The organism is Hymenobacter aerilatus (assembly GCF_022921095.1).
Taxonomy (GTDB): Bacteria; Bacteroidota; Bacteroidia; order Cytophagales; family Hymenobacteraceae; genus Hymenobacter; species Hymenobacter aerilatus.
This window is the reverse complement of the sequence record NZ_CP095053.1, coordinates 1,354,589-1,374,478: the sequence shown is the minus strand read 5'-3', so window position 1 is coordinate 1,374,478 and position 19,890 is coordinate 1,354,589. Positions and strand designations below refer to the sequence as shown.

The window sequence follows — 19,890 nt, the reverse complement described above, 5'->3', positions numbered from 1 at the left end:
TCGATGCGGACCGGGCCCTACCTGCCCGGCCACTTTGCCTACCTTCGCGGCGCACTTTCCTCTCCGTTGCCATGGTTGCCCCTACCCCTACCCACCGCCCGGCCGCGTTGGGCTTCATCTTCGTGACGCTGCTGCTCGATGTGGTGGGCATTGGCATTATCATTCCCGTGATGCCGAAGCTGATTGAACAGCTCAGCCACGGCACCCTGAGCGACGCGGCGCGCATCGGCGGCTGGATGACGTTTGCCTACTCGGCCATGCAGTTTCTGTTTGCGCCAGTATTGGGCAACCTCTCCGACCGCTACGGACGGCGGCCGGTGCTGCTGTTCTCGCTCTTTGGTTTTGGCCTCGATTACCTGTTTCTGGCCTTTGCACCCAGCCTTATGTGGTTGTTTGTAGGGCGCATTATTTCGGGCATCACGGGGGCCAGCTTCACCACGGCCTCGGCCTATATTGCCGACGTGAGTCCACCTGAAAAGCGGGCGCAGAATTTTGGCTTGGTAGGCGCGGCGTTTGGATTGGGCTTTATCCTAGGCCCAGCTCTCGGAGGCGAGTTGGTGCATTTTGGAGCCCGCGTGCCGTTTCTGGCGGCGGCGGGTTTGTCGCTGCTTAACTGGCTCTACGGATACTTTGTCCTACCCGAATCACTGGCGCCGGAAGGTCGCCGGCCGTTTGAGCTACGCCGAGCAAACCCCGTGGGGTCCTTGCTCAGCCTGCAACGCTACCCCGTTATTGCGGGCCTCATTATCTCGCTGATCTGCATTTATCTCGCTAGCCACGCTACACAAAGCACTTGGCCGTATTACAACATGCTAAAGTTTGGCTGGACGGAACAGTTGGTAGGACGTTCCCTGAGCTTTATCGGCTTGCTTACAGCCATTGTGCAAGCAGGTTTGATTCGGGTGGTAAATCCGTGGCTAGGCAATAAACGTTCTGTATATACTGGTTTTATTCTATATGTAGTTGGGTTTATATGCTTTGCCTTTGCCAGCCAGAGTTGGATGATGTTTGCGGCAATGGTGCCCTACTGCTTGGGTGGTATTGCGGGGCCAGCCTTACAAGGCATTATTTCCGGTCAAGTGCCGGATAATCAGCAAGGGGAATTACAAGGTGGCCTCACGAGTTTGGTTAGCGCCACCGCCATTGTTGGACCGCCGTTCATGACCAATCTATTTTCCTATTTTACTAGTGATAAAGCGCCTGTTCTTTTCCCTGGCGCCCCCTTTTTAGCTGGCGCCGTTTTGATTGTAATCAGCGTACTATTAGCCGCCCGCTCATTGTCAACTTATGTACAGCCTACCCACGAGCCGGCACCCGAAACGGTAGTAGGTCACTAGAAATACACGCACAAAAAAGCCCGCGGAGCTAAAAACTCCGCGGGCTTTTTTATACCTGATAGGTGGCAGCGTTACGCCGTTTTCTTACTACCAAACAGATTCTTCGCTGCCTTCACTGTTTCCGGCATCGCCAGTGCTAGAGCAGCTAAAGCCGCCACCGATGAAGCTTGGCAATAGAAACACAAGGCTTTGTTTTCCTTCCATTCTTCCCGCGCCAGGGTCAGGTTGGTTACCACGTCAACCACCGTTTTCACGCCCATAGCTACGGGTAGCCAGGGGGTGGTAGTGGCCCGTTCCATGCCCCCGGCCGCAGCTAGGGTAGCCGTGAGGGCGCCGGTTATCATCATGGGCGCCGCGTCGGGCGTGTCGAGGCGCTTGTAGCCGTAGTCGGAAGCGTCCACTTTATCGGAGTCGAAAACATCCAGTGGCGGATCGGGTAGGTGCTTGATGATGCCGGTCTGGTACAGCGTAACGATCTGGCCGGCGGCCACTGTCACCAGCGACAGGCCAATGATCCAGCGCCGGCGCTTTAGGTCGGGGCTTTGGCCGTTGCGCAGCTCGTGGCTGAGTTGGGTAGGATTCATAAGGAAAAGCTAAGTAAGACGTTCTATGCCAGTACGCGCCGGGGTAGGTTTAGTTAGGCGCTTGCTGGGCTGGTAGCATCCTTTCGGTGCATTTCAGAGTATCCTTCTACACATCTTTCTTTTGTTCTATGGAAGCCGATATTACCCTTCTCGTCAACGGCCGGCAGCACACGGTGCGCGTCGATCCGGCCACGCCCCTGCTCTACGTGCTGCGCGACCAGCTCCAGCTCAACGGCCCTAAGTTTGGCTGCGGGCTGATGCAATGCGGCGCCTGCATGGTACTGCTCGACGACGTGGCCTGGCCTAGCTGCCAGCTCCCCGTGCACGACGTAACGGGCGGCATCCGCATCACTACCCTCGAAGGCTTAGCCAAACCTGATGGAACTCTGCACCCCGTGCAGCAGGCCTTTGTAGACGAGCAAGCCGCGCAGTGCGGCTTCTGCCTAAACGGCATGGTAATGTCGACGGTGGCGACCCTGCAACAGTACCCGAAGGCCGACGAAGAAACCATTCGCAACGGCATGTTGCGCGTGCTGTGCCGCTGCTGCGTGCAGCACCGCGCCATCCGGGCCGCGCAGAAGGTAGTAGCGGCGAATAAAAAGTCTTGACGTTAAAGTAACGCAGCGAAAAAGGGCGTCCTGCTGAGCTTGTCGAAGCATCTCGCGTGCTGACAACAGATAGTATCCAACATCAGCACGCGAGATGCTTCGACAAGCTCAGCAGGACTCGCCTCGCCTCTTTGCTCTTATAACCCTATCCTATGCCTACCTCTCGTCGCCACTTCCTCCAAACCGCCGGCTGCCTCACCATCGGCTTTTCCTTGCTTGGGCCGACTTGGTCGGAAGCCGCTACCAGCGCCGCCGACGAGCTTCCCGGCAGCCTCGGCGACTACCCCCGCATCGACTCCTGGCTGGAGGTACTGGCCGATGGCCGCGTGCGGGTGCTCACAGGCAAGATAGAGTTGGGCCAGGGCATTCGGATAGCAGTGGCGCAAATGGCCGCGGAGGAGCTAAGCCTACCCCTAAACCGTGTGGAGGTGGTGCTGGCCGAAACCGGCCGTACGCCCAACGAGGGCTACACCGCCGGCAGCGGCTCCATAGAAAACAGCGCTACGGCCGTGCGCTACGCCGCCGCCGCCGCTCGCCAGAAACTATTGACGCTGGCGGCCACGCAGCTACAAGCGCGGGTGTTTCAGCTGAAAATGCAAAATGGCGTCATTACGGCGTCCAACGGCCAAACGCGCACCTTCGCCCAGCTTCTCAACGGCCAGCAGCTTACCGATGAAGTGCGCCTGCCTGTAGCTCTCAAGCCCAAAACGGAGTACCAATATGTGGGCAAAGCTGTGCCGCGCCCAGAAATAGAGCGCATGGTGCGTGCGCAGGAATACTATGTGCAGGATTTGCGCTTTCCGGGAATGCTGCACGCCCGCGTGTTGCGGCCCCTCAACTACGACTCTAAGCTGGTGCAGCTGGACGAGAAAGAGCTAAAGCGCGCTGTGCCCGGCCTGGCAAAAGTGGTGGTGAACGGCAGCTTTGTGGGCCTGCTGGCCGAGCGCGAGTACGACGCCAAGTTGGCCCAGGACTGGGGCAAGCTGCACGTGCGCTGGTCGGAGGGTAGGGCGCTGCCGGCCGGGCAGCCGCTGCAAGACTATCTCCGCACCTTGCCCAACACCCCCAAGCGCGTGCAGGATAAAGGCACGCCTACTAACGCCCCTACCCTGCGCGCCAGCTACTACAAGCCCTACCTCATGCACGGCTCCATCGGGCCAAGCTGCGCCGTGGCCCGCTACGACGACGCCCAGCGCCGCCTGGAGGTATGGACGCACAGCCAGGGCGTGTATCCTCTGCGCGAAGCCCTGGCCGATATGTTGCAGTTGTCTAAAGACAACATCCACGTGAAGGGCGTGCCCGGCTCAGGCTGCTACGGCCACAACGGCGCCGACGATGTGGCCGCCGACGCGGCCCTACTAGCTGTGGCCGCACCCGGCCGCCACGTGCGCGTGCAGTGGGCCCGCGAAGACGAGCACTGTTGGGAGCCCTACGGCTCGGCCATGGTGCTGGACCTCTCCGCCCGCCTCGACCCCGCCACCGGCCGCCTCACGCACTGGCACCAGCAAGTCTGGACCGATACGCACAGCAACCGCCCCGGCGGCAAGGCCGAGAAGCTCTTACCCGCCCAGTATTTAGCCCAGCCGCGCCGCCCGGCCGACGAAGGCGCCACCGAGCCCAGCGGCGGTGGCTACCGCAATGCTGACCCGCTCTACGCCATTCCCAACCTGCGCGTAGACGCGTATTTCTTTCAAGGGCCGCTGCGCGTATCGGCCCTGCGCGCCCTGGGTGCCTACGGCAATGTGTTTGCCATTGAGTCGTTTATGGACGAGCTGGCCGAAAAGGCCGGCCTCGACGCCTGGGACTTTCGGTTGCGCAACTTGCAAGATAAGCGTGCTATTGCCGTGGTAGAGCGTGCCCGCACCATTGCACGCCAGCAGCAAACTGGTGAAAACGAAGGGGTAGGCTTTGCCTTTGCACAGTACAAAAATAAGGCGGCCTACGTGGCGGTAGTGGCCAAGGTCAGCATCCACGAGGAGGGCACGCCCTACCGTCCACGCCTGTGGGCTGTGATTGACGCGGGCGAAGTCATCAACCTCGACGGCCTGAAAAACCAGACCGAAGGCGGCATGATTCAGGCAGCCAGCTGGACGCTACTGGAGGAAGTGAAGTTCGACCGGCACCAGGTGCGCAGCCGCCACTGGGAGGCTTACCCTATCTTTCACTTCGATGAGATTCCGTACGTGGATGTGACGGTAATCGACCGCCCTGCTGAGCCGCCATTGGGCGCCGGCGAGGCGGCACAGGGTCCTACGGCCGCCGCGTTGGCCAACGCTGTGTATCGCGCCACTGGAAAACGCGTGCGCGAATTGCCCCTGCGACCCGAAAAACTAACGCGCGAAGCGTAACTTTCTCTTATTACGAGCATTGTCTTGTCGTTTTCTTCTGAAAACGAATATAAAAATGTACCTTCACCTATTAAGTCTCGATTTTTTCATTCTGCTGTTATGAATCGTTCTGGCCTCCTGCATTACTCCCTTTGGCCGGATGCCGCTTTGCTCGATGCGTTGCAAACGGACAACGAAGGCGCCTTTACAGAAATTTATAAGCGCTATTGCTATCGGCTGTTTACGGTGGCTTATCGCAAGCTCAAGAGTAGGGAGGTGGCTGAGGAGCTGGTGCAGGACCTATTTGCCACTATCTGGACCAAGCGTGCCGAAGGGCAGATTCAGAACCTGGAGGCCTATCTGTTTACGGCCCTGCGCTACCGTATCATCAATTATGTGAAGTCGCAACGGGTACAAACTGGGTATGAGCTGTACTGCCGCGTAGCGCAGTCTGATGCTACCCAGAACACCGAGGAGCAACTGGCCCAACAGGATCTGGACACGGCCCTGCAAGCCGGCCTCGACCGCCTACCCGAGAAGTCGCGGGAGGTGTTTCGCCTGAGCCGCCTGGAGCACCACACCGTACCCGAAATTTCTGGCCGGTTGCAGTTGTCGGAGAAAGCCATCGAGTACCACATCACGAAGTCGCTGAAGTTGCTACGTGGCTACTTGCAGGATTTTTTGCTGGTTACCTGGCCCTTGCTACTCTGGATTACAAAAATATAAACGCATAATTAACAGATACTTACAAAGTATTTACTATTATTTTACAAAAAAACACAACCTTATTTTAGGGGTACCGGGCGGTTCGTTGACTTAGTAGATAGAAGCACTACTCTACTCTTGCCCGAAGCCGTGACGGAAGCCGAATTTCAACTGCTACTACAACGCTACCTCGATGGCCACTGCACGCCCCAGGAACGGGCTGTGGTGGAGCGGTGGTACGACCGCCTGGACGAAATGGAGGGGCTGCAGTTGCCCGGCCAAAACCAGGAAGCAGTGGAAGATGCCATCTGGAATCGTCTGGCTACCCAAAATATTCCCGTAGCCGCTGATACAAAGGTAGTGCAGCACCCCGCCACCTGGTGGCAGACCCCTACCCTGCGCGTAGCGGCGGCCCTGGTGCTGATGGCCGTGGTGCTGGGCCTGTTATGGCCCACCGTGCGCCGCACCTGGACACCAGCGCCCCCCATTGCGACCACCATAGCCAATGGCTGGACCCAACAGATCAACACCGCGCAATGCCCCTATGGCCTGCGCCTACCCGATGGCAGCCGCGTTACGCTGCACCCTGGCAGCAGCTTGCGCTACCCTACTGCCCTGGCTGGCCCACGGCGGGAAGTGCACCTGGTAGGCGAAGCCTATTTTCAGGTCAGCAAGAACCCAAACCGGCCTTTCCTGGTGCTTACCAACCAGGTAGTAACGACAGTATTGGGCACCAGTTTCAGGGTGAAAGCGTATCGTAACGCCGCCCACGCCTCGGTAGCGGTGCGAGAGGGAAAGGTATCCGTGCAAACTAGTGCAAATGCCGATTTATCGGCTACCCCCAAGCACCCGGCCGCGACGGGCGTACTGCTACTGCCCAATCAGCAGGCGGTATACTCTGCGAACGAACCGCAGCTTAAAAAGGAACTGGTACCGCAGCCGGCCGTGCTGGCGCCGCAGCCCTTCGAGTTTGAGGAGCGCCCGGTAGCGGAGGTGCTCACCGCCCTGGAAAAGGCCTATGGCGTCGATATTATGTATGACCGGGCCACGCTGGCGCACTGCACCGTTAGCATCACCTTCTATGATGAGCCTCTGTTTGAGAAACTAAATTTACTGTGTAAGTCACTGGGAGCCAGCTATACGCTCTCCACCGACGCGCAAATTTTACTTCATAGCAAGGGCTGCCAGACAGTGCCAGCCAGCTAGCCACTGGTATATGCTTTTTCACTTTCAGTTCTTTTTCAACGCCTATGTTCCCCTACCCTCACCGCTAACCCCATCCTACCCATTTCCAATATCCCTATGAAAAATTCTGTACACCTTCCACCACTGGTCGGGCATTGCCTGCGCGTGCTGCTGTTGCTGGCCGTGCTGGGCGGCGGACTGCCTAGCCAGGCAGTTGCTCATTCGCAACCCATGCAGGCGGTGCTCGAGAAAAAAATCACGCTAAAAGTTGAAGCGCAGACCATTAAGGCTACGCTGAGCCAGATTGCGCGGCACTACAACGTGCACTTTGTGTATAGCCAGCAGCTTGTGAAGGCTGAGCGCAAAGTGAGCCTACGCGTGCAGGACGAGCCACTATCGGCGGTGCTCGACGAGCTGCTAGCGCCCCTCAAAATTCAGTATGAAGTGGATGCAGACCGCGTGGTATTGCGCGTGCTTTCTAAATCTACATCTGCAATCGATTCCAACATAGGCAACTCACGCGCAAACGTTTCCGCACCTAAAGCTCCCCCCGTTTCAGGGCGCGTATTGGATGCACAGGGGAACGGCCTGCCGGGTGTTGCGGTGGTGGTAAAAGGCACGACTACCGGCACCAGCACCGACGCGGAGGGCAACTTCTCGCTGCAAGCTCCCGAGGGTAGCACACTGACTTTCAGCTTTGTAGGTTACGTACGCCAAGAAGTAGCCGTGGCCGATGCTGGCGGCATCCTCACCATCACGCTCCGCGAGGATGTAAAAGCCCTGGAAGAAGTAGTAGTGGTAGGCTACGGCACCCAGCAGAAGGCAGAGGTGACGGGCGCCTTAAACACAGTATCGGCAAAGGCGTTGGAAAACCGGCCGGTAACCAACGTGTCGCAGGCCCTGCAGGGCACTGCGCCTAACCTTACCATTCAGCAGAGCAGCGCCGAGCCAGGTGCGGGCCTCAACATCAACATCCGGGGGGTAGGCACGCTGGGCAACGCCTCGCCGCTGGTGATTGTGGACGGTATTGCCGGCTCGCTTAACTCCATCAACCCCAACGACATCGAGAGTGTAACGGTGTTGAAAGATGCTGCCTCGGCTGCTATCTACGGTTCGCGTGGGGCCAACGGCGTACTGCTGGTAACTACCAAGAAAGGTGCCCTCAACCAGAAGCCTGTAGTAACCTACAACACCCTCATTGGCTGGCAGTCGCCTACCTTCCTGCGCCGGCCGGTAACGGGCCTCGAGTTTATGCAGCTCAAGAATGAGGCGCTCATCAACTCGGGCCAGGCTCCGCAGTTCTCGCCTCAGCAGATCCGCGACCAAGTGGCCCGCGGCGACAACCAGTGGTACCTAGATGCGGTGCTGAAAAGCAAGGCGTTGCAGCAAAACCATAACCTTAGCCTCAGCGGCGGCTCGGGCAAAACGCGCTACCTGGTGTCGCTGGGCTACGTGGACCAAAACAGCCTGTTTGTGGGCGACAACTACGGCTACAAACGCCTGAACGCCCGTTTGAACCTGAATACGCAGGTAACGGATAAGCTGTCGGTAGGTGCTATCTTGGCCTACGCCCGCGTGGACAGAAAAGAGCACGCCTATGGCACCGACTGGATTATCGGCGACGCCGTGCGCATCCCGGTTATCTACCCTCTGCAAGACTCGGCCGGCCGGTATCTGACGGCCCCTACCTCTACCGCCAACCCCGTAAACCGCTTGCGCAACGGCGGCCAGCGCAAGTTTGGCGATGACAACGGCTACGCCAACCTGAATGCCGAGTACGAAATCATCAAAGGCCTGAAACTACGTGGCTTGGTGGGCGGCGACCTGTGGAACTACCGCATGGACGAGTTTCGGCGCAGCTTGCAGTACGTGACGCCCGACGGCTCGCCTACCTCCGGCGGCGACGGCAACAACGCCGTGACGAACCGCACCCAGCGCACCCTGCTTACCAACTACCAGGCTACACTCAACTACGAGCACCTATTTGCCGATAAGCACGATGTAAAGGCGCTGGTAGGTTATTCCAGTGAGCATTTCAACGATGACCGTTCTGGTATTGCCGTTATCAACATCCCCGGCAACGACTTCGGGGTGATTAGCAACGGTACCACCTACACCGGCATTTCGGACCCTAGCGGCGGCTTTCACCCCAACGGCACCTACGGCAACAACGAGCAATGGGCGCTGAACTCGGTATTTGGGCGCCTGAACTACGCTTTCGCCAACAAATACCTGATCGAGGGTAGCTTCCGCTACGATGGCTCATCGCGCTTCGCCAGCGACAAGCGCTGGGGCTTTTTCCCATCCGTATCGGTGGGCTGGCGGCCCTTGGAAGAAAACTTCCTGGACTTCCTGCAACCCGTTTTCAGTGATTTGAAAGTACGTGGCTCTATCGGGCAGCTCGGCAACCAGAACATCGGCTTGTACCGTTACCTGAGCACGATTAGCACGGCTCCTGGCGCGTATTCGTTTGGTAACCAGCCCGTAGCTGGTGTTAATTTCAATACTGCCAACCGCGACATCACCTGGGAAACAGCCACCATGGGCAACGTAGGGGTAGATGTAGCCTTTCTACAGAATGCCCTGTCGGTTAGCTTCGACTACTTCGACAAGCGCACCAACGACATTCTGATTGACCTGCCAGTGGCTGGCGCTTTCGGCGCGGGCGCTCCTACCCAGAACGCAGCCAGCGTGCAAAACCAAGGCTGGGAGGTAGCGGCTACGTATCGTATGAATACGGCGCGCGGCTTCAACCAGACCTTGACGGTGAACATGGCCGACACCCGCAACCTCGTGCGCGACACGAAGGGCGTGGAGACCATCCGGGGCGGCGACGCTACCAACATCATCCGCGAGGGCTACCCCATCAACTCCTACTTCGGCTACCGTACCAATGGTTTCTACCAGAACACGGAGGAAATTGCCAATGGTCCTAAGCCAGCCTTTGTAACACCCGGCAGCCTGCGCCCCGGCGACATCCGCTACGTGGACCGCAACGGCGACGGCGTGATCAACCAGGATGACCGCTATGTACTAGGCAATCCGTTTCCACGCCTGACGTTTGGCGCCAACTACACGGCTAGCTACAAGGGCTTTGATCTGGTGGTATTTGTGCAAGGGGTAGGCCGCCGCAACCTCTACATCCGTGGTGAGGGTGTGGAAGCGTTCCACAACAACTGGGAGAACGTGTACAAGCAACACCTCGACCGGTGGACTCCTACCAACACCGATGCCTCCTACCCCCGCCTGACCGTGGGCACGGCCTCGACCAACAACAATCAGGGCTCCAACTACTGGCTGCGCAACGGGGCCTATGCTCGCCTCAAAAACGTGCAGTTGGGCTACACCCTACCCAACACGCTCACCAGCAAAGCCGGTATCCAGCAGCTGCGCGTGTTTGTATCGGGCCAGGATTTGCTCACCATCAGCCACCTGCGCGGCATCGGCTTCGACCCCGAAATCTCGGAGTTCAGCGAGAGCGTGGGCCTGGGCGGCGGTGTAGGCAGCAGCGGCCGCGTGTACCCCAGCGTACGCGTGACCACGCTGGGCCTCACGGTTTCTTTCTAACGATCCAACAGTATGACCATGAATCGCATATTTCGCTATAGTTTTTTACTGGGCCTTGGGTTGAGCTTTGCCGCCTGCCAGGACCTGGACCTACCCCCTACCGACCGCCCCACCGACGCCACGTTCTGGACCCAGCCTAGTGATGCGGCCAACGTGCTCAACTCTTGCTATGCCGGCCTCTACCCCAGCGAGTACTTCTTCTTCAACGAAGCCCTCTCCGATAACGCCTATAACAAGAGCGATGTGGACGGCTCCAACGTGCGCAACGTGGCCGAGGGTGCCTATGGCACCAACCAGGCGCGCGTTACCAACGAGTGGGGCTACCACTACGGAGGCATCCGCGCCTGCAACCGCCTGCTAACCAACATCGACAAGATTACGTCGCTCGACGCGGACTTGAAGGCCCGCTACATTGCGGAAGCACAGGCCATCCGGGCGTTCCACTACTTTCAGCTGATGACCTGGTACGGCGCCGTACCCCTCATCACTACCGAGCTGAGCGTAAGTGATGCCAACAGCGTGGCCCGCACGCCCCGCCCCGAAGTGCTGGACTTTGTGTTGAAGGAGCTGGATGCCGCCGCCGCTGCCCTACCTGTAAACTCGGCTTACGGAGCCGAGGACAAAGGCCGCTTCACGAAGGGTGGCGCTATGGCTCTGAAAGCCCGCGTGCTGCTATATGAAGGTGACCGTTGGGCTGATGTAGTGACTATTACGACGCAGCTGATGAGCGGCTCAATGGGCACGTACAGCCTGTTCCCGAGCTACATGGGCACATTTGCGCCGGGCAACGAGAACAACAACGAGGACATGCTGGATTTGCAGTATGCCTTCCCCACGCGCACGCACTCGGTGCAGCGCCAGTTTATTCCGCGCACCGAGGGCAAACTGGTGACGTCTATTGCCCCTACCCAGGAGCTGGTGAATAGCTACCTAATGGCCAACGGCAAGGCCATTACTGAATCCGGCTCGGGCTACAACGAGGCTACGCCCTACCAAGGTCGCGACCCGCGCTTTATGGCTACGCTGGTGTACGACGGTTACGTGTGGCGCCGCCCCGATAACTCGACCATCACCATCCGCACCTTCCCCGGCACCGGCGACAACTCCATCGACCGCCAGGACGCCAGCCCTACCGGCTACTACTCTTCGAAGTACTTCGACCCCACGTCTGACGCCAACCTGAACTCGGGCCTGAACCTGATCCTGATTCGCTACGCCGATGTGCTGCTGATGCACGCCGAGGCCAAGAACGAGCTGAACCAGTTTACGGCCACCGACTGGAACAACACCATTGCGGCGCTGCGGCGCCGGGCGGGCTTTACGGATGCGGCGGCCCTCTCCTTCCCTGGCGGCGACCGGGCTAGCTTGCAAGCCATCATCCGTCGCGAGCGGCGCACAGAGCTGGCCATGGAAGGCCTGCGCATCTTCGACATCCGCCGCTGGCGCACGGCCGAAACCGTACTCAACGGCTTCGCCCACGGCATCAAGGCCGGCGACCCGAACGTGGACAACGGCTACCTGCGCGTAGACCAGCGCACCTTCGATCCGGCCCGCCACTATCTCTGGCCCATCCCTCAGCGCGAGCGGGACATCAACGGCAACCTGGAGCAAAACCCAGGCTGGTAAACCGAGTGACTGAGCAATTATGAAAGCGCGTCCTGCTGAGCGCAGCGCAGTCGAAGCAGGACGCGCTTATCAACAAATACCCCATTAACAATCAACCTCTACTCATAATGAAAACCCGTCCCATACTGTTTCTTTTTTTCCTTTTCCTGACCGGTATCTTCTCGGCCTGTAACGACGACGACAACGCTCTGGACGAGACCATCACGCCGGTATCGAACCTGATTTCGCCCGTGAATAACGCCTTCGTGCGCCTCGACCCGCCTTCCAACGCGGCCGTGACGTTTGAGTGGGGCCAGGCCCGCGCCGCCGACGGCACGGTGGTGCTCTACGAGCTGGTGTTTGACAAGGAAGGCGGCGACTTTTCGAAGCCTGTGTACAGCATCGCATCGGGCACCAACGGCCTCGACAACCGCCTCGTGCTCAGCCACGGCGACCTGAACCGCATTGCCGACATTGCCGGCATCAAGTCGCAGCAGCAGGGCAAGCTGATCTGGACGGTGAATGCCTCGAAAGGCCTGAACGTGCAGAAGGGCACTGAGACGCGGATGATGACGCTGGAGCGGCCCGCGGGCTTCTCTACCCTGCCGCCTACCCTCTACCTCACGGGCTCGGGCACGGAAGCTGGTGCCAACGTAAGCCAGGCCATCCAGTTCAAGAGCATTTCGGCGGGTGTGTTTGAGCTGTATACTCGCCTGAGCACCGGCGACGTGAAGCTGATTGACCAGACCGGCGGCACGCCGACCACCTACGCCATCGACGGCAACAAGCTGGTAGAAGGCACCCAGGGCACTAGCCCCACTACCACGCCTAAAGTGTACCGCATCCGCCTGGATTTCAACAACGCTGCTGCTACCCTCACCGAGATTGAGTCGGTAGGTCTGTGGTTTGCGCCCCAAAGCAAGGTCCTGGTAGCGATACCCTACGTGGGCAAAGGCGTGTGGAAAGTAGAGAATACGCCTATCGAGTTCTTCCAGGAAAGCTGGGGTCGGGATGAGCGCTACAAATTCCGGTTTACGGAGAAAAACGCGGCCGGCGCTACCACGCAGCAGTTCTACGGCAGCACCAACTCCGACAACCAGCGCGCTACGGCCTCTACGCCAGCCGCCTACTACTACCTAGTGCCCGTGACGGCCGCGTCGTACGACTACACTTATAAGTTCCAGACGGAGGCCGACAAGAAGAACGTGGATGTGACCGTGCGCATGCAGCCCGACGGCCCTTACACGCACCAGATAACGGTGCGCTAAGTCGCGTTTTGAAATACAAAAGGCGGGACGGTGAGAAGGTTTGACAGCTAGTTTGTCTGTCTCCTCTCTCACCGTCTTACTTCTCCCAAGCAACTGATTATGAAGACTTCAACTTCCTGGTATTCTCGCATTGGAAGCGGTGCCCTACTGGGCCTGCTGCTCACCACCGCCTGCAAAGACCCCGTAGACGACTACGTGGCTCCGCCTACTGCGCCGCCCGTGGTGGCTACGGCCAACTGGGCGGCCCGCGCCGACTCGGCCCAGGCCGCGTTGCAGCAGAACTTCTACGTCGCCAACGACAACTACTATCGGCAAAACAATGCCGGCCAAACCAATTTCAATTATTGGTGGCAAGCGCACGGCCTTGATATCCTGCTCGACGGTTTCCAGCGCACCAGCAGCGCTGACTACCTGACCCGTATGCGGCAGCTGATACAGGGGGCGAAAGCCAAAAACGGCAACACCTACCTCAACGAGTTTTACGACGACATGGAGTGGCATGCGCTGGCCTGCCTGCGCGCCTATGAGGTAACCAGAGAGGCCGAATACAAAAACATTGCTACCCTACTCTGGGACGACATCAAGCTGGGCTGGAATGAGCAGCAGGGTGGCGGCATTGCGTGGAAAAAAACGCAGCGCAGCTACAAAAACACGCCCGCCAATGCCCCCGCAGCCATTCTAGCCGCTCGCCTCTACATGCTCGACCGCAACCCCGACGACTTGGCCTGGGCTCAGAAAATTTACAGCTGGCAGAAAGCCAAGTTGGTAGATCCTGCCAATGGGGAAGTATGGGATGGTGTTAACCGGGAGGGCAACAACCAGATTGACAAGAACTGGATCTTCACCTACAACCAGGGCACGTTTATAGGGGCAGGTGTGGCACTGTACCGGGCCACTCAGCAAACCTCCTACCTCGACGATGCCAACCGCACGGCCGCTTATGTGCTCAACAATACCCAGCTCTCGCCGGGCGGTGTGATGAAGGATGAAGGCAGTGGCGACGGCGGCTTGTTTAAAGGGATTCTGGTGCGCTACCTCACCATTTTGGCTACCGAGCCGGCCGTGAGTGCCACCAACCGGGCCAACTACGTGTCTTTTCTGAAGTTCAACGGCGAAAGCCTCTACTCGAAAGGCACGCGTCGGCCGCAGTATATCTTCAACAGCAACTGGACCGCCCTACCCGGCAGCAACGTGGATGGCTCTACCCAAATGAGCGGCGTGATGATGCTAGAAGCGCTGGCCGATTTGCAGGCCCGCAACGTGCTCTAAAGAAGTTCGTCCTCTTGATTTTAAAACCCTTAGCCCTGACAGGATTTCAAGCCCCTGTCAGGGTTATTCTTACCCCCAAACTCATGCTGAAACGACCTAGCTACTGCCTTCTTCTTTCTGCGCTGGCCGTCTTCTCCTGCACCAAAACCACCCCACCCGCCAGCTCTGTCAGCGGCGGGCGGAGCGAGAAGCTGGGCAGCCATCTGCAATACGCCAACCCCTTTATGGGCACGGGGCCGCTCAACGACCCTAAAGACATGGGCTATACCACGCCCCCCGACTGGCGCGGCGCCTGGGCCGGCCTGGTGTTTCCGGGCAGCGCCCTACCCAACGCTATGGTGCAGTTGAGCCCCATCACGGAGTTCCACACTGGCGCTGGCTACGACTACGAGGATTCGGTTATTGTAGCGTTTGCCCATACCAACAAAGGCCACTGGAACCTGTGCCACCTGCCCGTGCTACCCGTTACGGGTGCGGCCAATGCCAAGGGCGACTACTCCTCTCGCTTCGATAAGAAAACGGAAACGGCCTCGCCGGGCTTCTATGGCGTGACGCTGCGAGACTACGGCGTGCAGGTAGAGCTGACTTCTACCCTGCGAGCTGGGTTTCATCGGTACCGGTTTGCGCAGAAGGACAATCGCAGCATCGTGTTCAAGCTGGCGCAGTCCAACGAGCGGGTCTCGAACTGGGCCATGGAAAAGGCTGGCGACGCGGCCGTACAGGGCTTTCAGGAAACCGGCCGGCAAACGGTATTTTTCTACGCCACGCTCAGCGAGCCGATGCAGAACCTAGACGTGCGCGGCCCCGGCACCAAAGACGGTTTGGCTGTGCTACGCCTCGCCGATGGCGGCAAGAAGCCCGTGGAGCTGCGCGCAGGTATTTCCTTCGTGAGCATCGAGAATGCCAAGCAGAACCTGGCGCAGGAAATCGGCAGCCGCTCGTTTGACGAGGTGCGCCGCGCCGCCGCCGATACCTGGGAGAAGATGCTGGCGCAGGTGGATGTGAAGGGCGGCACGCCCAAGCAGAAGGAAATGTTCTACAGCTGCCTGTACCGCTCCTTCCTGTGGCCGGCCTTGCGCAGCGACCTGAACGGCGAGTTCCGCGACACGAAGGGCAACGTGGTGAAGGCCGACTTCAACTACTACACCGAGCCTTCGCTGTGGGACACCTACCGCAACAAGGACGTGCTCATGAGCATGCTCGCGCCTGAGGCCACCATCGATGTCATTAAGTCGATGCACGATGAAGGCAAGAAAACTGGGTTCCTGCCTACCTTCTTCCACGGCGACCATGCGGCTTCCTTTATTGCGGGTGCCTATCAGCGCGGCCTCACCAATTTCGACGTGCAGGATGTGTACCGCCTGATGCTGCGCAACGCCAACGTGGAAGGCGGCACGCGCCCCCACATCAAGGAGTACATCGAGAAAGGCTACATCGCCACCGAGGAAGTGCCCAAGCCGCACGTAGAAAGCAAGGGTAAGGCCGGCGTGTCGAAAACGCTGGAGTATGCTTTCGACGACTACGCTGTGGCCCAGATGGCGAAGGCGCTGAACGACACCGCCAACTACCGCACCCTGATGGCCCGCTCCCAGAATTACCGCAACGTGTTCGACCACGGCACCAAGTTCATGCGCGGCCGCCTGGCCAACGGGCAGTGGGTGAAGAACTTCAATCCCGAATATCCTTACTACGAGTATATGTTCCGCGAAGCCAACGCCTGGCAGGTATCGTTCTTCGCGCCCCACGATATGCCCGGTCTGGTGAAGCTGTACGGCGGCCCGCAGGCCTTCGAGGCTAAGCTCGACTCGTTGTTTACAGTGCCTTGGAACACCAGCTACATTGCTCGCAACGTGTCGGGCTTCATTGGGCAGTACTGCCACGGCAACCAGCCCGACCACGAGGCGCCGTTTTCATACTACTTCGTGGGCAAGCCCGAGAAGTCGCAGCGCCGGCTCGATGAGATTATGGACCGCTTCTACGGCATGGGCAAAGACAAGTTGGGCTACTCCGGCATGGACGACGCCGGCGAGATGTCGGCCTGGTACGTGTTCAGCGCCACGGGCCTCTACCCCTTTTCCGCCGCCGACGCCCGCTACATCGTGAGCGTGCCCGTCTTTGATGAGGTGCAGTGGCACATGCCCGGCGGCAAGACCCTGACGGTGAAGCACACCGGCACAGGCCGCAACCTGCGCAGCATTCAGGTAAACGGGACTGCTAGCCAGGGGTATTTCGTACCTTTTAGCCTATTCCGCGACGGCGGCGAGGTAGCCGTCATCACCCAGTAAAAGACCATTATGTTAGAAGCTGGAGGTTAGAACGAATTCCCCTCCTTTTTTCAAGGAGGGGTGGCCACAGGCCGGGGTGGTAAAACTGTCAGAACGATGTTAAGACTAGACAACAGAAGGCTAGAAAAGCTAAAAGCGAGTTGTCGTTCAAACGATTTTACCACCCCGGCCTGCGGCCACCCCTCCTTGAAAAAAGGAGGGGAACTAGCCCTAATATCTAGCTTCTAGTTTCTATCCCGCACCTTACCCTAACCATCTTTCAGACCTACTATGCACAAACTTTCCTTGTTCGGCTTTGCTTTGTTGCTGAGTCAAGCCCTCCCCCTCCACCACTTGCTGGCGCAAACCAAACCCACTACTGTGGTTAGCCCCGACAAGAACTTGCAGGTGGAGCTGTTTTTCACCCAAGGCCAACTACAGTACCGGGTTCTGTATAAAGGCAAGCCAGTGGTGGAGCCCTCTACGCTAGGCCTGCAACTCAATCAGCAGGAGATTGGCAAAGGCAGCTCGTTTGGCACCGTGAAACGCACGTCTGTAAATGAAACCTACGCATGGCGCGGCGTGCACAGCAAGGCCGTGAACCGCTACAACGAAGCCATCTTGCCGGTACAGGGTGGCAGCAACGCACCTGGTTTCCAACTGGAAACACGTGTGTTCAACGATGGCGTGGCCCTGCGCTACGTAGTAGGCCAGACCGGCGCCAGCACCACCACGGCCGACAACACCCGCTTTACCCTACCCGCGGGCAGCACCGTGTGGACCCAGCCCGACATTGGTAACTATGAGGGCAAGTATCAGCAGCAGCGCATCGAAGACGTGCAGGCTGGCCTGAAAGCCGGGCCGCCGCTCACGGTGCAACTGCCCGGCAAGCAAGGCTACCTGGCCATCACCGAAGGCGGCCTCACCGATTTTGCGGGCATGTCGCTGGTAGCGGAGGGCAAGCGCGTGTTCAAGGCCAACCTAACCGGCACTACCAAGAAAACCGGCCCCGTCGAAACGCCCTGGCGCATCATCGAGGTAGGGCCCGATCTGAATACGCTAGTCAACTGCGACATCGTGCACAACGTGGCGCCCAAGCCCGACCCGCAGCTGTTTCCGCAGGGCATGGCCACCAGCTGGATCCAGCCGGGCAAGAGCGTGTGGTCGTGGCTGGCCGGCAACGGCGGCGTGACGTTTGAGAACATGAAGCGCTTTTCGCAGTGGGCGGGGCAGCTGGGTTTCCAGTACAATCTGGTGGATGAAGGCTGGTCGCGCTGGAAGGATGGCGGCAAAGACCCGTGGCAGTTGGTGCAGGAACTGGTGACCTACTCCGCCGCACAAAACGTGAAAGTTTGGGTATGGAAAGCCTACCCCGACCACGATGGTACCCCCGGCCTGAAAGACCCGGCGGCCCGCAAAGCTTTTTTCAAGCAATGCAAGGATATCGGGGTAGTCGGGTTGAAAATCGACTTCTTCAACACCGAGTCGCAGGAAATCATTGATTTCTACCAGGCCGCCCTACACGATGCGGCTGAGCTACAGCTGATGCTGGATTTCCACGGCGCCAACAAGCCCACCGGTGAAGCGCGCACCTGGCCTAATGAGGTAACGCGGGAAGGCGTGCGGGGCCTGGAAAACGAAACCGTGTGGCCCGCACACAACGCTACCCTACCCTTCACGCGCTACCTCGCCGGCCACGGCGACTACACTCCCCTCACCTTCCGCGACATCGGCAAGGGCACTACGTTCGCCCACCAAATGGCTTCGATGGCTACGTTCACCTCGCCCTTTCTGTGCGTGGCTGCCAACCCCGAAGCCATGCTGGCCAGCAAAGCCAAAGACTTAATTGTAAACATGCCCAGCGTGTGGGACGAAACAATTGTGCTACCTGCCAGTGAGATAGGCACGCTGTCTCTACTGGCGCGCCGCAACGGCACCACCTGGTACTTGGCCGCCCTGAACGGCGAAAAAGCGCAGTCAGTCACCGTTGATCTAGGTTTTCTTAGCGCAGGCAGCTACCAAGCTGCAACGCTAGCCGATGAAGCCGGCAACCCAAAGGCAGATACCATCCAGAAGAGCAAGGTCAGCAAACAAAACAAGCTGACGCTCAAACTAGCAGATGGCGGAGGCTACCTGGGTAGGTTTACTAAAGAGTAGCTCGACCATTACCATTATCAGTTAAAAGCAGTGCCCCTCCTTGAGAAAGGAGGGGCACTGCTTTTTAATCTAACTCTATTACCAGCTACTTCGTCAGCCACCCATTCATATCCAGCCAGTTACGTAGTCGCTCCGCCCAATCGTCCTTAGTGGTCCGGTTGTAGAAACCGTAGCCATGGCCGCCTTTGGGGTAGAGGTGCATCTCGACGGGCACCTTGTGGCGCAGGCAGGCCTGATAGAACAGCAGGCTATTCTGCACCGGCACCACCCCGTCGTCCTGGGTGTGTATCAGGAAGGTAGGGGGCGTTTGGGCTGACACCTGCAGCTCATTGGAATACAGCTGCACTTGCTCAGCCGACGCGTTTTTGCCAATCAAATTTTCCCGTGAGCCCCGGTGCGTGAGGCTGTCGTTGAAGGTGATGACGGGGTAGGCCAGAATCAGAAAATCGGGGCGCACGGAGGTGGGACCAGGCTTATTGCCTACTGGCTTCGCGAAGTGCGTGCCCGCCGTGCTGGCCAAGTGCCCACCCGCCGAGAAACCTGCCACCCCAATGCGGTTGGGGTTGACGTTGAACTTGGCCGCCTGTTCGCGCACCATCCGAATGGCTTGCTGCACATCCAGTAACGGCGCTATGCTTTTATCGGGTTGAGTACGGTCGTCGGGTAGGCGGTATTTCAGCACAAATACCGTGATGCCCATGGCGTTCAGCTTCTCGGCTACCTGGTAGCCCTCGTTCACCATCGACAGAAAACCGTAGCCACCGCCGGGGCACACCACCACGGCCGTGCCGTTGGCTTTGTCGGCCGGGGCGGGGTACACCAGTAGCTTGGGCTGCACCACCTGCCGTACAAACTCGGCGACATTGGGGCGCTTCTCGGCGGTTTCCGTGACGCTTTTATTGGGTTTAGAATCGGGAATTGCACTAGGGTAGAGCGGCAAAATTTGCTGCTGAGCAACCAGCGGCGCGGCAGAAGCAGCCAGTAAGAACGTAGCGAGGAAGAGTTTTTTCATGC

Annotated in this window: 13 protein-coding genes; 11 read left to right on the top strand and 2 right to left on the bottom strand. The window is 58.8% G+C overall.

Annotated elements, in window-relative coordinates:
* Positions 1-71 precede the first annotated feature (71 nt).
* Positions 72-1,337 (top strand): TCR/Tet family MFS transporter, encoded by a 1,266-nt coding sequence (locus tag MUN82_RS05780; protein ID WP_245095691.1) that lies wholly within the window; start codon positions 72-74, stop codon positions 1,335-1,337.
* Positions 1,338-1,408: 71 nt separating this feature from the next.
* On the opposite strand, the gene MUN82_RS05775 is transcribed toward MUN82_RS05780, so the two are convergent.
* Complete coding sequence (locus tag MUN82_RS05775; protein ID WP_245095689.1) at positions 1,409-1,921, bottom strand: vitamin K epoxide reductase family protein; 513 nt, start codon at positions 1,919-1,921, stop codon at positions 1,409-1,411.
* A gap of 128 nt (positions 1,922-2,049) precedes the next feature.
* On the opposite strand from MUN82_RS05775, the gene MUN82_RS05770 reads away from it, so the two are divergent.
* The 10 genes from MUN82_RS05770 to MUN82_RS05725 all read left to right on the top strand — a co-directional run bounded on the left by MUN82_RS05770 (position 2,050) and on the right by MUN82_RS05725 (position 18,876).
* On the top strand, positions 2,050-2,529 hold the full coding sequence (locus MUN82_RS05770; protein ID WP_245095687.1) for a (2Fe-2S)-binding protein: 480 nt from the start codon (positions 2,050-2,052) through the stop codon (positions 2,527-2,529).
* A gap of 152 nt (positions 2,530-2,681) precedes the next feature.
* Positions 2,682-4,877 carry a xanthine dehydrogenase family protein molybdopterin-binding subunit gene (locus tag MUN82_RS05765; RefSeq protein ID WP_245095685.1) on the top strand — a complete coding sequence of 732 codons (2,196 nt, stop codon included), beginning with the start codon at positions 2,682-2,684 and terminating at the stop codon, positions 4,875-4,877.
* A 99-nt stretch (positions 4,878-4,976) separates the two neighbouring features.
* Entirely contained in the window at positions 4,977-5,582 is a 606-nt protein-coding gene (locus MUN82_RS05760) for an RNA polymerase sigma factor (protein WP_245095684.1), read from the top strand.
* A gap of 117 nt (positions 5,583-5,699) precedes the next feature.
* The gene (locus tag MUN82_RS05755) at positions 5,700-6,767 is read left to right on the top strand and encodes a FecR family protein (RefSeq protein ID WP_245095682.1); all 1,068 of its coding nucleotides are present in this window, start codon (positions 5,700-5,702) and stop codon (positions 6,765-6,767) included.
* A 96-nt stretch (positions 6,768-6,863) separates the two neighbouring features.
* Complete coding sequence (locus MUN82_RS05750) at positions 6,864-10,313, top strand: TonB-dependent receptor (RefSeq protein ID WP_245095680.1); 3,450 nt, start codon at positions 6,864-6,866, stop codon at positions 10,311-10,313.
* Positions 10,314-10,331: 18 nt separating this feature from the next.
* A complete protein-coding gene (locus MUN82_RS05745; RefSeq protein ID WP_245095678.1) occupies positions 10,332-11,939 on the top strand; it encodes a RagB/SusD family nutrient uptake outer membrane protein in 1,608 nt (535 codons plus the stop codon).
* 107 nt (positions 11,940-12,046) lie between these two features.
* Complete coding sequence (locus MUN82_RS05740; protein WP_245095677.1) at positions 12,047-13,186, top strand: SusE domain-containing protein; 1,140 nt, start codon at positions 12,047-12,049, stop codon at positions 13,184-13,186.
* A gap of 99 nt (positions 13,187-13,285) precedes the next feature.
* On the top strand, positions 13,286-14,455 hold the full coding sequence (locus MUN82_RS05735) for a glycoside hydrolase family 76 protein (protein ID WP_245095675.1): 1,170 nt from the start codon (positions 13,286-13,288) through the stop codon (positions 14,453-14,455).
* Between the two features lie 83 nt (positions 14,456-14,538).
* Positions 14,539-16,740, top strand: a complete 2,202-nt coding sequence (locus tag MUN82_RS05730) for a GH92 family glycosyl hydrolase (RefSeq protein ID WP_245095673.1) — start codon at positions 14,539-14,541, stop codon at positions 16,738-16,740.
* A 270-nt stretch (positions 16,741-17,010) separates the two neighbouring features.
* The gene (locus MUN82_RS05725; RefSeq protein ID WP_245095671.1) at positions 17,011-18,876 is read left to right on the top strand and encodes a glycoside hydrolase family 97 protein; all 1,866 of its coding nucleotides are present in this window, start codon (positions 17,011-17,013) and stop codon (positions 18,874-18,876) included.
* A gap of 85 nt (positions 18,877-18,961) precedes the next feature.
* Here MUN82_RS05725 and MUN82_RS05720 read toward each other — a convergent pair whose 3' ends face one another.
* Positions 18,962-19,888, bottom strand: a complete 927-nt coding sequence (locus MUN82_RS05720; protein WP_245095669.1) for an alpha/beta hydrolase — start codon at positions 19,886-19,888, stop codon at positions 18,962-18,964.
* Positions 19,889-19,890 lie beyond the last annotated feature (2 nt).

Coding starts and splice junctions, on each gene's coding strand:
- MUN82_RS05780 (WP_245095691.1), top strand. CDS start 72: ATGGTTGCCCCTACCCCTACCCACCGCCCGGCCGCGTTGGGCTTCATC.
- MUN82_RS05775 (WP_245095689.1), bottom strand. CDS start 1,921: ATGAATCCTACCCAACTCAGCCACGAGCTGCGCAACGGCCAAAGCCCC.
- MUN82_RS05770 (WP_245095687.1), top strand. CDS start 2,050: ATGGAAGCCGATATTACCCTTCTCGTCAACGGCCGGCAGCACACGGTG.
- MUN82_RS05765 (WP_245095685.1), top strand. CDS start 2,682: ATGCCTACCTCTCGTCGCCACTTCCTCCAAACCGCCGGCTGCCTCACC.
- MUN82_RS05760 (WP_245095684.1), top strand. CDS start 4,977: ATGAATCGTTCTGGCCTCCTGCATTACTCCCTTTGGCCGGATGCCGCT.
- MUN82_RS05750 (WP_245095680.1), top strand. CDS start 6,864: ATGAAAAATTCTGTACACCTTCCACCACTGGTCGGGCATTGCCTGCGC.
- MUN82_RS05745 (WP_245095678.1), top strand. CDS start 10,332: ATGAATCGCATATTTCGCTATAGTTTTTTACTGGGCCTTGGGTTGAGC.
- MUN82_RS05740 (WP_245095677.1), top strand. CDS start 12,047: ATGAAAACCCGTCCCATACTGTTTCTTTTTTTCCTTTTCCTGACCGGT.
- MUN82_RS05735 (WP_245095675.1), top strand. CDS start 13,286: ATGAAGACTTCAACTTCCTGGTATTCTCGCATTGGAAGCGGTGCCCTA.
- MUN82_RS05730 (WP_245095673.1), top strand. CDS start 14,539: ATGCTGAAACGACCTAGCTACTGCCTTCTTCTTTCTGCGCTGGCCGTC.
- MUN82_RS05725 (WP_245095671.1), top strand. CDS start 17,011: ATGCACAAACTTTCCTTGTTCGGCTTTGCTTTGTTGCTGAGTCAAGCC.
- MUN82_RS05720 (WP_245095669.1), bottom strand. CDS start 19,888: ATGAAAAAACTCTTCCTCGCTACGTTCTTACTGGCTGCTTCTGCCGCG.